This window comes from Streptomyces sp. SID5910 (genome assembly GCF_009862125.1).
In the GTDB taxonomy this organism is placed as follows: Bacteria; Actinomycetota; Actinomycetes; order Streptomycetales; family Streptomycetaceae; genus Streptomyces.
The window spans coordinates 14,643-28,538 of sequence record NZ_WWHX01001023.1 but is presented as its reverse complement, the minus strand read 5'-3'; the positions used below and the strand labels follow the sequence as shown (position 1 = coordinate 28,538).

13 protein-coding genes and 1 pseudogene are annotated in these 13,896 nt (G+C 75.0%); 5 read left to right on the top strand and 9 right to left on the bottom strand.

From position 1 onward, the window contains the following. Together GTW67_RS36160 and gnd are read left to right on the top strand one after the other, a co-directional pair. Positions 1-522, top strand: a 522-nt coding sequence (locus GTW67_RS36160) for a phosphoglucose isomerase-related protein (RefSeq protein ID WP_524539861.1), incomplete at its 5' end; no start/stop codon positions are given. Position 523: 1 nt separating this feature from the next. Beyond that, on the top strand, positions 524-1,405 hold the full coding sequence (gene gnd, locus GTW67_RS36155; RefSeq protein ID WP_161168941.1) for a phosphogluconate dehydrogenase (NAD(+)-dependent, decarboxylating): 882 nt from the start codon (positions 524-526) through the stop codon (positions 1,403-1,405). Between the two features lie 119 nt (positions 1,406-1,524). Here the strand turns inward: gnd and GTW67_RS36150 are convergent, their stop codons facing one another. Then, entirely contained in the window at positions 1,525-2,118 is a 594-nt protein-coding gene (locus tag GTW67_RS36150) for a TetR/AcrR family transcriptional regulator (RefSeq protein ID WP_161168940.1), read from the bottom strand. A gap of 143 nt (positions 2,119-2,261) precedes the next feature. Between GTW67_RS36150 and GTW67_RS36145 the strand changes: the two genes are divergently transcribed. Further along, entirely contained in the window at positions 2,262-3,146 is an 885-nt protein-coding gene (locus tag GTW67_RS36145; RefSeq protein WP_161168939.1) for an NAD(P)-dependent oxidoreductase, read from the top strand. A 61-nt stretch (positions 3,147-3,207) separates the two neighbouring features. Here the strand turns inward: GTW67_RS36145 and ribA are convergent, their stop codons facing one another. Beyond that, the gene (gene ribA, locus GTW67_RS36140) at positions 3,208-3,870 is read right to left on the bottom strand and encodes a GTP cyclohydrolase II (RefSeq protein ID WP_161168938.1); all 663 of its coding nucleotides are present in this window, start codon (positions 3,868-3,870) and stop codon (positions 3,208-3,210) included. Positions 3,871-3,924: 54 nt separating this feature from the next. Here ribA and GTW67_RS36135 point away from each other — a divergent pair, with 54 nt between their 5' ends. Then, a complete protein-coding gene (locus tag GTW67_RS36135) occupies positions 3,925-4,683 on the top strand; it encodes a creatininase family protein (RefSeq protein WP_161168937.1) in 759 nt (252 codons plus the stop codon). A gap of 146 nt (positions 4,684-4,829) precedes the next feature. On the opposite strand, the pseudogene GTW67_RS38050 reads toward GTW67_RS36135, so the two are convergent. From GTW67_RS38050 to GTW67_RS36110, 5 genes and pseudogenes are all read right to left on the bottom strand, one after another. Then, positions 4,830-5,570: pseudogene (locus tag GTW67_RS38050) on the bottom strand (lysylphosphatidylglycerol synthase transmembrane domain-containing protein); the annotation flags it as partial. A gap of 104 nt (positions 5,571-5,674) precedes the next feature. Further along, on the bottom strand, positions 5,675-6,793 hold the full coding sequence (locus GTW67_RS38045) for a trans-aconitate methyltransferase (RefSeq protein WP_524539862.1): 1,119 nt from the start codon (positions 6,791-6,793) through the stop codon (positions 5,675-5,677). 470 nt (positions 6,794-7,263) lie between these two features. Further along, positions 7,264-8,460 (bottom strand): glycosyltransferase, encoded by a 1,197-nt coding sequence (locus GTW67_RS36120; RefSeq protein ID WP_161168934.1) that lies wholly within the window; start codon positions 8,458-8,460, stop codon positions 7,264-7,266. Beyond that, positions 8,457-8,855 carry a 6-pyruvoyl trahydropterin synthase family protein gene (locus GTW67_RS36115; protein WP_161168933.1) on the bottom strand — a complete coding sequence of 133 codons (399 nt, stop codon included), beginning with the start codon at positions 8,853-8,855 and terminating at the stop codon, positions 8,457-8,459. Before GTW67_RS36115 ends, GTW67_RS36120 begins: the two co-directional genes overlap by 4 nt. Positions 8,856-8,991: 136 nt before the next feature. Then, positions 8,992-9,969 carry a zinc-dependent alcohol dehydrogenase gene (locus GTW67_RS36110; protein ID WP_161168932.1) on the bottom strand — a complete coding sequence of 326 codons (978 nt, stop codon included), beginning with the start codon at positions 9,967-9,969 and terminating at the stop codon, positions 8,992-8,994. Positions 9,970-10,078: 109 nt separating this feature from the next. Here GTW67_RS36110 and GTW67_RS36105 point away from each other — a divergent pair, with 109 nt between their 5' ends. Continuing rightward, positions 10,079-10,864, top strand: coding sequence for a CDP-alcohol phosphatidyltransferase family protein (locus GTW67_RS36105; RefSeq protein WP_161168931.1), 786 nt, complete (start codon positions 10,079-10,081; stop codon positions 10,862-10,864). Here the strand turns inward: GTW67_RS36105 and GTW67_RS36100 are convergent. Further along, positions 10,831-12,099 carry an MDR family MFS transporter gene (locus tag GTW67_RS36100; protein WP_161168930.1) on the bottom strand — a complete coding sequence of 423 codons (1,269 nt, stop codon included), beginning with the start codon at positions 12,097-12,099 and terminating at the stop codon, positions 10,831-10,833. The two genes, GTW67_RS36105 and GTW67_RS36100, sit on opposite strands and share 34 nt — an antisense overlap. Next, positions 12,096-13,895 carry an ABC transporter permease subunit gene (locus tag GTW67_RS36095; protein WP_161168929.1) on the bottom strand — a complete coding sequence of 600 codons (1,800 nt, stop codon included), beginning with the start codon at positions 13,893-13,895 and terminating at the stop codon, positions 12,096-12,098. Before GTW67_RS36095 ends, GTW67_RS36100 begins: the two co-directional genes overlap by 4 nt. Between the last annotated feature and the right edge of the window lies 1 nt (position 13,896).

Here is a 13,896-nt window from a genome sequence, read left to right as displayed (position 1 = left end):
GTGGTGTGGGGCACGCCCGGCACCAACGGGCAGCACGCCTACTACCAGCTCATCCACCAGGGCACGAAGCTGATCCCGGCCGACTTCATCGGCTTCGCCCGGCCGGTGGCCGAACTGAGCGACGAGCTGAAGGCCCAGCACGACCTGCTGATGGCCAACTTCTTCGCCCAGACCCAGGCGCTCGCCTTCGGCAAGACCGCCGACGAGGTGCGGGCCGAGGGCGTGCCCGAGGAGCAGGTGCCGCACCGCACCTTCCACGGCAACCACCCCACCACGACGATCCTGGCCGGCGAGCTCACCCCGTCGGTGCTCGGCCAGTTGATCGCGCTGTACGAGCACAAGGTGTTCGTGCAGGGCGCGGTGTGGGACATCGACTCCTTCGACCAGTGGGGCGTCGAGCTCGGCAAGGTCCTCGCCAAGCGCGTCGAACCCGCCCTGACCGAGGGCGCTGACGTGCCCGGTCTCGACCCGTCCACGGCCGCGCTGGTGGCCGCCTACCGTGAACTGAAGGAAGTGCACTGACATGCAGATCGGTCTCGTTGGTCTCGGCAAGATGGGCGGCAACATGCGCGAGCGCCTGCGCAACGCCGGCCACACCGTCGTCGGATACGACACCAATCCGGAGAAGGCCGACGTCGCCAGCCTGGTCGAGCTCGTCGAGCAGCTCGACCGGCCGCGCGCGGTCTGGGTGATGGTCCCGGCCGGGGCCGCCACACAGCACGTCGTCGACCAGCTCGGTTCGCTGCTCAAGCCGGGCGACACCGTCATCGACGGCGGCAACTCCCGCTGGACGGACGACGAGAAGCACGCCGAGGAGCTGGGCAAGCGCGGCATCAACTTCGTCGACGCGGGCGTCTCGGGCGGTGTGTGGGGCCTGAAGAACGGCTACGCCCTGATGGTCGGCGGCGAGAAGGAGCACGTCGACGACCTCAAGCCGATCTTCGACGCCCTCAAGCCGGACGGCCCGTACGGCTACGTCCACGCGGGCAAGGTCGGCGCAGGGCACTTCTCCAAGATGGTCCACAACGGCATCGAGTACGCCATGATGCAGGCCTACGCCGAGGGCTGGGAGCTGCTGGAGAAGGTCGACTCCGTGGACAACGTCCGTGAGGTCTTCCGCTCCTGGCAGGAGGGCACGGTCATCCGCTCCTGGCTCCTCGACCTGGCCGTCAACGCCCTGGACGAGGACCACCACCTGGAGAAGCTGCGTGGCTACGCCGAGGACTCCGGCGAGGGCCGCTGGACCGTCGAGGCGGCCATCGACAACGCCGTGCCGCTGCCGGCGATCACCGCGTCGCTGTTCGCGCGGTTCGCGTCCCGGCAGGACGACTCGCCGCAGATGAAGATGATCGCCGCGCTGCGCAACCAGTTCGGCGGTCACGCCGTGGAGTCCGTCAAGAAGTAGGACGTCGCGGCGGCACCGCGTCGGCGCACTCGGCCGGTGCCGGGTCACGGTCCCTCGACGGGGACCGGCGACCCGGCACCGGCCGAGGCGCGTGCGGGGCGATGTGCCGGGCGTACGCGTCAGACGCCGGTCGCGGCGGCGTCCAGGAGCGGGCCGAGTTCGTGGGAGACCGTGGTCAGGGCCCGTACGTCCCGTTCGGCGCGGGCGACGAGGATCGCCCCCTCCAGCGCGCTGATCATCAGCGTGGCGAGCGGTGCGGACCGCGCCTCGGGGACGCCCATGCCGGTGAGGGCGTCGGCGACGGGGCGGGTCCAGGTGGCGAAGGCGTCGGCGGCCGCCTCGCGGATGGCCTCGGAGGTCTCGGCGCAGTCGACCGTCGCCGCCGCCACCGGGCAGCCAGCGGCGAAGCCCGTTGCCGTGTACTCGTCGGTCCACTGGCGCACCATCGCGTCGAACAGCCCGCCCGGTGTCGGCCGTTCCATCCCCGCCAGGAAGCGCGCGACGCGCTTGGCCGCGTACCGGCCCGCCCATCGCAGGGCCTCCCCGACGAGCTGTTCCTTGCCGCCCGGGAAGTAGTGCTGGATCGATCCCCGGGGCGCTCCGGCGTGGGCGGCGACGTCCCGCATGCCGGTGGCCTCCACGCCGTCGCGCCGGATGAGCTGCGCCGCGCTGAACACCATGCGCTCCCGCGGACCCCGCCCGTTCTCCGCCATCGCCGCCCTCCTGCCGTTCCTCCCCCGCCCGGCCACCCTATGACGGTCGTCATAAACACGGCTACTATGACGACCGTCATAGGCGTACGGCGGCCTCCGTGGCCGTCGGAGCGCCACCGCCCCCGGACGACGGACGGTGCACCATGCGCGTCGGCTTTCTCGGTCTCGGAGTCATGGGCCGGCCGATGGCCCTCCGGCTGGCCCGCGCCGGCACACCCCTCGTGGTGGGCAACCGCACGGCCGCCCGCGCCGAACCGCTGCGCGCGGCCGGCGCCGAGGTGGCGTCCGGCCCCGCCGAGGTCTTCGACCGCGCGGAGACGGTGATCCTCATGCTGGCCGACGAGCGGGCGATGGACGACGTCCTGGCGCGCGGCACCGAGGCGTTCCCCTCCCGCGTCGCCGGCCGTCTCGTCGTCCACATGGGCACCACCTCGCCCGCCTACTCCCACGGCCTGGAGAGCGACATCCGTGCGGCGGGCGGGCGCTATGTCGAGGCCCCCGTGTCCGGGTCCCGCGTCCCGGCGGAGAACGGCGAACTGGTGGCGATGCTCGCCGGTGAGCGGGAGGCGGTGGCGGCGGTCCGGCCGCTGCTCGCCCCGCTGTGCCGCGAGACGTTCCTGTGCGGACCGGCGCCGAACGCCCTGCTGATGAAGCTGTCCGTGAACCTGTTCCTGATCACCCAGGTCACCGGCCTCACCGAGGCCTTCCACTTCGCCGGCCGCCAGGGCCTGGACGGCCGGCTGTTCCTCGACGTCCTGGACGCGGGACCGATGGCCAGCGCCGTCTCGCGGATGAAGGCGCCCAAGCTGCTGGACGGCGACTTCGGGGTGCAGGCGGCGGCGCTGGACGTGCTGAAGAACAACCGCCTGATCGCCGAGGCCGCCCGCGCCACCGGCCTCGCCTCTCCCCTGCTCGACGCCTGCCACGCCCTGTTCGAGGAGACGGTGTCGCTCGGGCACGGCGGCGAGGACATGGTGGCGGTGCTGCGCGCGATCGAGGCGCGCACCGCCGGGAACGCCCGGCCCTGAGGTCCGGCACCGTCCCCGGGGTGCGGGAGGCCGTGGCGGACCGGACCGGCCGCCGCCCGGCTCACGACGACGCGTGGGCCACCGCGTCCAGGTGGGGCAGGTGGTGGTCCAGGCGCTCCCGCTTGGTGCGCAGATAGGTGATGTTGCTCTCGCACGGCGGTATCAGCAGCGGCACCTGCTCGGCGACCTGGATGCCGTGCCGCACCAACGCCTCACGTTTGCGCGGGTTGTTGGACATCAGGCGCACCGACCGCACGCCCAGGTCGTCGAGGATGCGGGCGGCGACGCCGTAGTCACGGGCGTCCACCGGCAGGCCGAGCGCGAGATTGGCCTCGACCGTGTCCAGCCCCTCCGCCTGCAACGCCATGGCGCGCAGCTTGGCCAGCAGGCCGATGCCGCGCCCCTCGTGGCCGCGCAGATAGACGACGACGCCGCTACCCTCGGCGGCCACCGCCCGCAGCGCGGAGGCCAGTTGGTCGCCGCACTCGCAGTGCCGGGAGCCGAACGCGTCGCCGGTGAGGCACTCCGAGTGCAGCCGGGTGAGGACGCGGTCGGGGCCCGGGTCGCCGTACACCAGGGCGACTTGTTCGTCACCGCGCTCGTGGTCGAAGTAGCCGACCGCCTGGAATGGTCCGTACACGGTGGGCAGCGGCACATTCACCACGCGTTCCACGTCCGTGCGCTGGGGTGACTTCTTGCCGAGTACGCCAATGTTTTCTGTCATGATTCTCGAGTTCCTCAGCCGGGGTTCTGAGCGGAGACGAAAGGCCGTGCGGAAATGGACGTTTCACTGGTGCCGGCGGACACGACGGAGGATGTGCGCAGGCGGGGTGCCGGGCTCGCGCGGCAGGTCGCCGTGCTGCCGGTGGGGAGTTTCGAGCAGCACGGCCCGTACCTGCCGCTGGCGACCGACACCCTCGTCGCCTGCGCCGTCGCCCGGGAGATCGCCGACGCGTACCCGGTGCACCTCCTCCCGCCGGTGACGATCGGCTGCTCGCACGAGCACGCGGACTGGCCGGGCACGGTCAGCATCTCCTCGGTCACCCTTCACGCGGTGGTACGGGACATCGCGGCCTCGCTGCGCCGCTCGGGCGTCGACGCCCTCGTGCTGGTCAACGGGCACGGCGGGAACTACGTCCTGGGCAACGCCGTCCAGGAGTCCTCCGCGCGCGGCGAGCGGATGGCGCTGTTCCCGGCCGCGGAGGACTGGGAGGCGGCGCGGGAGCGGGCGGGGGTGGCCACGTCGCTGCTCACCGACATGCACGCCGGGGAAATCGAGACCTCCATTCTTCTGCACACGCATCCCGAATGTGTCCGGCCCGGTTACGAGGCCGCTGATTTCGTCGCCGACGACCGGCGTCATCTGCTCTCCCTCGGCATGTCCGCCTATACCGATTCCGGTGTCATCGGGCGTCCTTCACTGGCTTCGGCGGAAAAGGGAAGGGAACTGCTGGCCGGACTCGTGGAATCCTTCGGCGCGTATATGGCGCTGCTGACTTCGGTGACGGTTCCCCCGCAGGGCGGCGAGCGCGGATAGTGCCCGCCGGGCGCGTGGTGCGGTTCCGCTGTCGAGGGGGCGCGCCGGCGGACGACGAGGACGACGGCGCCGGGCAGGCTGGCCGCGAGGCCGAGCACCCCGTACACGACGGCCACGCCCAGTCCGCTGCCCGCACCCAGCCCGGCGGCGCCGAACGCCCAGACGGTGACGCCCTCCCTCGGGCCCCAGCCGCCGACGTTCAGCGGCAGGCCCATGGCGAGCAGCGCCAGGACGGCCAGGGGTGTCAGCACCGCGACGGGGGCGGTGCTCCCGGCGACCCGGGCGGCGAGCACGAACATGGTCAGGTGTCCGGCGAGGACCACGAGGGACGACACCGCGACCCCCGGCCCGTTGTGCCGGGACAGCAGCGCGCGGCGCGCCTCGCCGAGCGTCGCCCGCAGGGCCCGGCCCCGGCGCGACGGCGTCCGGTTCATCCGCAGGGCGAGACCGACGGCGAGCACGCCCAGCACGGCCAGGCCCACGAGCGGGGCGATCTGCCGGGTCGCGGCCCGCACCGGGGAGGGCATCGTGAGCAGCACGACCACACCGACGCCGAGCAACGCGAGCTGTCCGGCGGCCCGTTCCAGGACGACGGCGCGCACACCGCGGGCGAGGTCACCGGCGTGCCGCCCGTGCCGTACCGCGCGGTGGACGTCGCCGAGGACGCCGCCGGGCAGGGCCGCGTTGAGGAACAGGGCACGGTAGTAGTCGCCGACGGCCGGGGCGAGCGGCAGCCGCAGGCGCAGGCCCCGGGCGACCAGGACCCAGCGCCAGGCGCTGAACACCGTGGTGATCAGCCCGATGCCGAGCGCCGCGAGGAGCGTGGGCGCGTCGATCCGGCGCAGTCCGTCCAGGAAGACGCCGGTGCCCAGCCGCCACAGCAGCACGGCGAGGATGCCGGCGCCGGCGATGCTGCCGAGGTGTCTGCGCAGGGCGCGGGGGACGCGGGGTCCTCGGGGGACGGCCGCCGGTGTGCGCACCGTGGGTGCGCTCACGAGGTCCCGCCCGTCGGCCGGCACAGCGCCAGCAGGTCGGTGTGGTGCACGACGACCCGCAGCTCCCCGGTCGCGCAGGAGGCGAGGCGCATCGCGAGGTACCGGGCGGCGGACTCCCGCAGCTCGGGCCGCTGTTCGACGGCCGCGCCGACCCAGCCGCGCAGCCACTGGGTGGTGAGCTCGGCGTCGTCGGGGCCCAGCCGCCAGGGGCTGGGCTGCGTCCGTACGGTCGCGCCGTGCACGGCGAAGGCGTCCGCGGCGACGCCGACCGCGTCCGGGCCGAGCAGGCCGGAGCGCCGTTGGTGGTCGTTGAACGCGTCGGCGATCTCGGCGTCCAGGGGGTGCGCGGGGGTGAGGTCGACGCGGCCGGCGACGGACAGGGTCAGCAGCGCCGCGCAGCCGGCCCCGGCGCAGGCGGCAGCGAGGGCATCGACCTCCCGTGCGGTGAGCACGTCGAGCAGCGCGGACGCCGTCACCAGCGAGGCGCCGGCCAGCGCGTCCGCGGTGAGCCGGGCGATCTCGCCGCGCCGCGTCTCCACGGTGACCCGGCTGCCGTCGGCGGCGGAACGCGGGGAGGCGACGGCGGCGAAGTGCAGCAGGTAGGGGTCGCGGTCGTGCAGGACCCAGTGCTGGGCGCCGTCGAGCAGCGGGGCGAGCCAGCGGCCCATCGAGCCGGTGCCGCAGCCCAGGTCGTGCACGACCAGACCACCGGCCCGGGTCGGCAGGTTGGCGAGGCGAACCCGCAAGGGGTCGAGCAGACCGTGCGCCCGCGCGGCAGCATCGGCGTCCTCCCGCAGACGGAGCCATTCGGGGGCGTAGCGCGGGGGGTCGTCGGGGGCTTCGGAGGCTTGAGCGTCGTGGGGGGCGTCGGGCTCGTGGGAGGCGCCGTCGCCCGGCTCGCCGTTCTCCCTCAGCCGCAGCGTGGGCCGGTCGCCGGGCCCGGCGCCGGGGATGGCGGCGGGCAGGTCCCCGCCGGGGATGGCTGCGGGCGGGCCCCCGCCGGACACGGCAGCGGGCAGGCCTCCGCCGGACACGGCAGCGGGCTGGCCTCCGCCGGGGATGGCAGCGGGCAGGTCCCCGCCGGACACGCCTGCGGGCCGGCCCCCGCCGGGCATGGCGTCGGGCGGGCCCCCGCCGGACACGGCAGCGGGCTGGCCTCCGCCGAGGATGGCAGCGGGCAGGTCCCCGCCGGCGATGGCTACGGACAGGTCCCCGCCGGACACGCCTGCGGGCCGGCCTCCACCGGACACGGCGTCGGGCAGGTCCCCGCCAGGGACGGCGGCGGGCAAGTTCCCGCCGGGCACACCTGCGGGCAGGCCCCCGCCGGACACGGCTGCGGGCTGGCCCCCGCCGGGCATGGCGCCGGGCTGGCCCCCGCCGGACACGGCAGCGGGCTGGCCTCCGCCGAGGATGGCAGCGGGCAGGCTCCCGCCGGACACGCCTGCGGGCCGGCCTCCGCCGGGCACGGCGTCGGGCAGGTCGCCGCCGGGGGCGGCGTTCGGGAGGCCGGTCGGCGTCGAGTCGGGCGCGTTCTGTGGGCCGGGCTGGGCCGGGATCATCCCCCCGGTCGCCGCCGTCGTCCTCTTCATGCCGCCCTCCGCGGTAGTGCGGGCAGCCGGTGCAGCACGCCGGCCAAGCTCTGTGCCGTGGCCGCCCAGCCGTTCAGGGCCGCGCGGCGGCCGCGTGCCGCCGCCTTCAGCCTGCGCCGTACGTCCGCCTCGCCGAACCAGCCCCGCAGTTCGGCGGCGAGCGCCGCGGGGTCCTCCGGCGGGACGAGGATGCCGGGCACCCCGCCGTCGGGAGCGCGTCCCACGGCCTCCGGGAGGCCGCCGACGTCCGTGGCGAGCACGGGGATGCCGCGCGCGAGAGCCTCCGTCACCGCCATGCCGTACGTCTCGGCGTACGAGGTGAGCACCATCAGGTCGGCGGCGGCGTAACTGGCGTCGAGGTCCGCGCCGGACCGGGGCCCCGCCAGCTCCAGCCGGTCCTGGAGGCCGTACCGCGCGATCAGTTCCCGCAATCGGCCGACGTACGCCGGGTCCTGGCCGAGCCCGCCGACGCACACGCACGACCAGGGCAGTTCGGCCACCGACGCCAGCGCCTCCACCAGCCGGTGCTGTCCCTTGCGGGGCGTGACGGCGGCGACGCACAGGAGCCGGGAGACCCCGTCGGTGCCGGGCGCGAGCGGCGCGATGTCGGCGCCGGGGGCGGCGACGTGGACGCGGGCCGGGTCGAGGCCGTGGTGGGAGACGAGGCGGCGCACCGCCCAGTCGCTGGTGGCGACGACGGCGGGGACGGCCCGGAGCACCGCGCGCTCGCGGGCGTCCAGCTCGGCGGCCACGGCCGGGTCGAGGCCGGTCTCGTCACCGAGCGGCAGGTGGACGAGGACGGCCATGCGCAGCCGCCCGGCCTCCGGGACGACGACCTCCGGCACCCCGCAGGCGACCAGCCCGTCCAGCAGGACCACGGCCCCGTCCGGCAACCGGCGCAACACACGGGCGAGTTCCGTCCGCGCGGCCTCGTCGGGCCGGGGCCAGTCGCCGTCCACGGGCAGCCCCCGCACCCGCCAGCCGAAGCCGGACAGGTCCAGGGCCACCCGCCGGTCGTAGGCGTTGCCGCCGCTCGGCGCGGCCGGGTCGTCGACGCCGCCCGGCAGGACGAAGTGCACGGAGCGCAGGGACATGGGGACGATCCCGCCGTTCCTCGGGGCCTGCGCCTGCGCGGGCACGTAGGCGAGGCGGGCGCGGCGTGGGGTGGTCGTCTCGACGGACGTGTCGGTCACAGCGCACGCTCGTAACTCGCCCACGCGACGTGCGACTCGTGGAGCGTGACGGTGAGTCCCGCCAGACCCTTGGCGCCCTCGCCGAGCGCGCCCTTGTGGACGCGCTCGGCGAGCCGGTCGGCGACGACCTTGGCCAGGAACTCCGTGGAGGTGTTGACGCCGGCGAAGTCGGGCTCGTTGTCGAGGTTGCGGTAGTTCAACTCGGCGACGACGGCCCCCAGTTCCCGCGTGGCCAGGCCGATGTCGACGACGATGTTGTCCTCGTCCAGCTGCTCGCGCCGGAAGGTGGCGTCCACCAGGAACGTCGCTCCGTGCAGGCGCTGCGCGGGCCCGAACACGTCGCCGCGGAAGCTGTGGGCGATCATGATGTGATCGCGGACGGTGATGCTGAACAACGGACGACCCTCCAGGTGTGGCACGTCTGATCCCCCGCCGTTCGCTGCGCGGGATGCCGTCTATTACGGCTCGGTGCCTTCCCTTGTTCAGCGGGCCCGTATCTCTTTTCTCAAGGTCAGGGGGGCCGGGGGGCGGTCAGTCGTCGTACCGGATGCGGTGGCACAGGGCGGGGACGGCCCCCGAGGCCAACCGCGGCATCAGGTCGGGGAGTTCCGCGAAGGCGGACTCGCCGGTGACGAGGGCGTCCAGGGCGGGGTCGGCGAGCAGGTCGAGGGCGAGGGCGAGCCGGTCGGCGTAGGTGCGGGTGCCGGCGCGGGCCGGGGAGACGGTGCCGACCTGGCTGCCGCGCAGGGTCAGGCGCCGGGAGTGGAAGGCCTCGCCGAGCGGCAGGGCGACGCGCCGGTCGCCGTACCAGCTCAGCTCGACGACGGTGCCCTCGGGCCGCAGCAGCTCCAGTGAGCGGGCGAGGCCTTCCTCGGTGGCGCTGGCGTGCACGACGAGGTCCCGGTCGCCGAGCGCCTCGGCGGGGGACGCGAAGCCGACGCCGAGCGCCTCGGCGACCTTGGCCCGCGCCGGGTCGGCGTCGACCAACTGGACGCGGACGCCGGGGAACCGGGCCAGCAGCGCGGCCACCGAGCAGCCGACCATGCCGCCGCCGACCACGGCGATCCGGTCGCCGGCCAGGGGCGCCGCGTCCCACAGGGCGTTGACGGCGGTCTCCACGGTGCCGGCGAGCACGGCCCGCCCGGCGGGGACGTCCGACGGCACCGGAGTGACGGCGGCGGCCGGGACGACGTAGCGGGTCTGGTGGGGGAAGAGGCAGAAGACGGTACGTCCGGCGAGCGCGTCCGGGCCCTCCTCGACCACGCCGACGTTGAGATAGCCGTACTTCACCGGCCCGGGGAAGTCGCCCTCCTGGAAGGGCGCGCGCATGGCGGCGTACTGGTTCTCGGGGACCCGGCCGTGGAAGACGAGGGTCTCCGTGCCCCGGCTGACCCCGGAGAAGAGCGTGCGGACCAGCACCTCGTCCGGGCCGGGGCCGGGCAGTGCGACGTCGCGGATCACGCCCCGGCCGGGCGAGTCGAGCCAGAACGCACGTGCGGTGCGTGTCATCGGATGTCCTCCTGAACGATCGGGAAGCCGCCCACGTACCGAGGGATGCACAAGCCGCGCACAAGGTAGCGGCGTTGATCGACTCTGTCACTCGGCCGGAGGGTGTTCGGTGGCCCTGAACAACACGTACGACGCCAGGTCCCCGCAGCAGGAGACGGCGGTGGGGGCGGGCGCGCAGGTCCTGCTGCTGGTGCTGCTCGGCACGGCGATGGGCATGGGCACGGCGGGCTGGCTGACCGGCCTCGCGTTCGCGTTCGCGACCTGGGCGGTGCTCACCCGGGCCCTGCACCGGTCCCACCCGCCCTCGTTCGGCCCGGCGAACCGGGTCACGCTCGGCCGGGCCACCCTGGTCGGCGGGGTGACCGCCCTGGTCGCCGACTCCTTCCGCAGCGCGCCGCCCGTCTCCCTCCTCGTCGGCCTGACGGCCGTGGCCCTGATCCTGGACGGTGTGGACGGCAAGGTCGCCCGCCGCACGGGCACGTCGACGGCCCTGGGGGCGCGCTTCGACATGGAGGTCGACGCGTTCCTCATCCTGGTGCTGAGTGTGTACGTCTCGATGGATCTGGGCCCGTGGGTGCTGCTGATCGGCGGCATGCGGTACGTCTTCGTCGCCGCCGCCCGCGTATGGCCGTGGCTGACGGCCCCGTTGCCGCCGAGCACGGCCCGCAAGACGGTGGCGGCGCTTCAGGGGGTGCTGTTGCTGCTCGCGGGCGCGGGATTGCTGCCGCGCGGGGTCAACGTGGGTGTGGTGGGGCTGGCGTTGGGGCTGCTGGTGTGGTCGTTCGGGCGGGATGTGGTGTGGCTGTGGCGGAAGTCGAGGGCGGGGGCGAGGGCTGCCTCGGCGCAGGCGGCCCCCGCGGCTCAGGTGTCCGTGCGGGAGCTTCTGGCCCGGTGACCGCGGGGCAGCAGAGCGACCGCGGCCAGCGGTACGGCGGCCAGGGCCAGCCACGGCACGGCGACCGGCAGTCCGCCGTCCAGGAGCAGGCCGGTCGCGGAGCTGCCGGCCAGCACGATCAGCCCGGACACCGAGGACAACGCCCCCGTGTACAGCCCGAGCCGGCCGTCCTCGGCGAGGTCGGGCACCCAGGCGCGGGCGACGGGCGCGACCAGCATCTGCCCGAGGGTCAGCAGGACGACGAACCCGGCGGCCGGCACCAGCCCGCCCTCGCCCGTCCACCCGGCGGGCCGGGCGAGGGCGACGACGGCGAACCCGCCCGCGATCAGCACCAGCCCGGCCACCATCGACCGGCGCGGCGTCAGCCGCTCCCCCGCCCACCGGGTCACCGGCAACTGCGCGGTCACCACCAGCAGCGAGGACAGCGCGAACAGCCAGGCCAGTGGCGCCTGCGAACCGGCGGCCCGCTCCACCTCGGCGGGCAGGGCGAGATAGAGCTGGTTGTAGGCGAGCAGATAGGCGCCGTAGGCACAGCACAGCGCGAGGAAGGGCCGGTTGCGCAGGAGCAGCCGCGCCCCGCCCCCGGCCCGGACGCGGGCCCGCCCGGGCAGGTGCTGGGGCAGCAGCCACGCGTGCCCGGCGAGGACGAGCACGAAGACGCCGGCTCCCGCGAGGCACGCCGTGCGGAAGTCGACGGCCAGCAGCAGCGCGCCGAGCAGCGGCCCGACGAACGCGCCTGCCTGCCCGGCCACGGTGAACAGCGCGAGCACCCGGGTGCGGTCCCCGCCGCTCTCCTTCTCCCAGAGGACGGCCTGCCGGGCGACCTCGGACTCGACGGCGGGCGAGAACAGCGCGGCGGCGAACCCGATGAGCAGCACCGCGCCGACGACCGCCCAGGTCCGCTCGGCGTACCCGAGCCACCCGAACCCGGCGATGCGCAGCACGCATCCGGTGAGGACGACGGGCCGGATGCCGTACCGGTCCGCCAGCGCCCCGCCGACCACGAACAGCCCCTGCTGGCTGAAGGTCCGCAGCCCGAGCACGAACCCGACCAGCCAGCCCGCCATGCCCACGCCCTGCCCGAGGTGTTCGGCGAGGAAGGGCAGGACGGCGAAGAAGCCGATGTTGAAGGCGAGTTGGGTGAGGATCAGCAGACGCAGGAGCGGGGACAGCGGGCTGTCGGCGCGGCGGGAAGCCTTCTCGGCCGACCGGCCGACGGCGGACAGGGGGGTCATCGGGCTCCGGCCAGTTCCTTCTCGGCGGCGTCGCCGGTGGGCTGCGGGCCGGTGACGACGGGCTGGGGGCGGGAGCGTCGCCGCGACCGGCGCAGTCCGCCCGCCGCGGTGACGGCGAGCGCGCCGAGCAGGGCGAGGACGGCGGCGGGCGCGAGAACGGCCCAGGGGGCGCGTTCGGCGTAGGGCTGGTTCTCGGCGAGGAGCAGGCCCCACTCGGGGGACGGCGGCTGGGCGCCGAGGCCGAGGAAGCCGAGCGAGGCGAGCGCGAGGGCGACGCCGGGCAGCCGTAGCAGGGCGTGGCGGACGACGGGCGGCAGGACGGCGGGGAGCAGTTCGCGGCGCAGGAGGTACCGGCGTCCGGCGCCCAGTCCCCGGGTGGCGGTGATGTGCAGGGTGGCGCGTTCCTGGCGGAGCAGCGAGGCGGTGTGGGTGGCCAGCGGTGCCCAGGCGACGGCGCCCACGGCGAAGGCGGGGGTCGCCGCTCCGCTGCCCGCGACGGCGGTGACGAGGAGGGCGGCGAGGACGGGCGGTACGGCGTTGACGGTGTCGACGAGCGGCGCGGACACCCGGGGTACGAGTCCCAGCAGGACGCCGGTGAGCAGGGCGGCGGCGGTGATGGCGGAGGCGAGCAGCAGCGTGTCGAGGGCGCCGTGGCCGACGCGGGCGAGCAGGTCGCGGCCGAGGGCGTCGGTGCCGAAGGGGTGGGCGAGGGAGGGGGCGCGGAGCCGTTGCCCGGTGTCGAGGGCGAGCGGATCGCGGAACAGCCCCCAGGCGACGACGGCGAGGAGGACACCGCCGTGCAGGAGGGGCAGGAGGCCGCGGGCGGGCGGGGCGGGCCGGTGCAGGGAGGACAGGGCGCCGTCGCGCAGGGCGGGCCCGGTGAGCAGGCGTCCGGCGAGGCGGGTGGCGAGGGTCGCGAGCGCGGCGAGGAGCAGGAGGGCGAGGGTGCCGGCCTGGAGGACGGGCAGGTCCTGGGCGAGGGCGGCCTGGAGGGTGGTGCGGCCGAGGCCGGGGATGTCGAAGACCTGCTCGACGGCGACGGCCCCGCCGGTCAGCCCGACGACGAACAGCCCGAGGTTGGGCAACAGGGCGGGCACGCACCGGCGTACGGCCTGCCGGGCGATGGACCTCCCCGTCAGCCCACGCGCCGCGGCGGCCAGGGCCCACGGCTCACCGAACGCGCCGGGCAGCAGGTCGTCGAGGAGCCGCCCGAGCACGGCCCCGGCGGGCAGGCCGAGGGCGAGAGCGGGCAGGACGGTCCACTGCGGCCCGTACCAGCCCAGCGCGGGCAGCCACCCCAGCTGCACCCCGACGACGGTGGCGAGCACGGAGGCGAGAAGGAACTCGGGCAGCGCGGCGACCACGGCGGATCCGGTGCCGCCACGGCGCCGCCCGTCGAGCCGCCGCCGTGCGCCGAGCCGGAGGGTGCGGGCACAGACGGCCGCGGTGGTGAGCGCCGCGACCACGAGGGCGACGGTCATCAGCAGCAGGGAGGCACCGAGCGCCTGGAGCACGTCGGGCAGGACGTCGTTCCCGGAGATCCACGACTGCCCGGCGTCGCCGTGGGCGAGCCCGCCGAGCCAGCGGCCGAACAGGTGCAGCGGCCCACCGTCCAGCCCGAGCTGCGCACGGATGTCGGCGAGCACCTCGGGCGTGGGGTCGCGGTCGGCGGAGCGGGCCTTGAGGACGGTGTGCGCCGGGTCGGTACGGGTCAGCCACGGCAGCAGCCCGATCCCGCACACGAGCCCGGCCGCGAGCACGACCCGCCACACCGCGGTGGCCACGCGCTGCCGCACG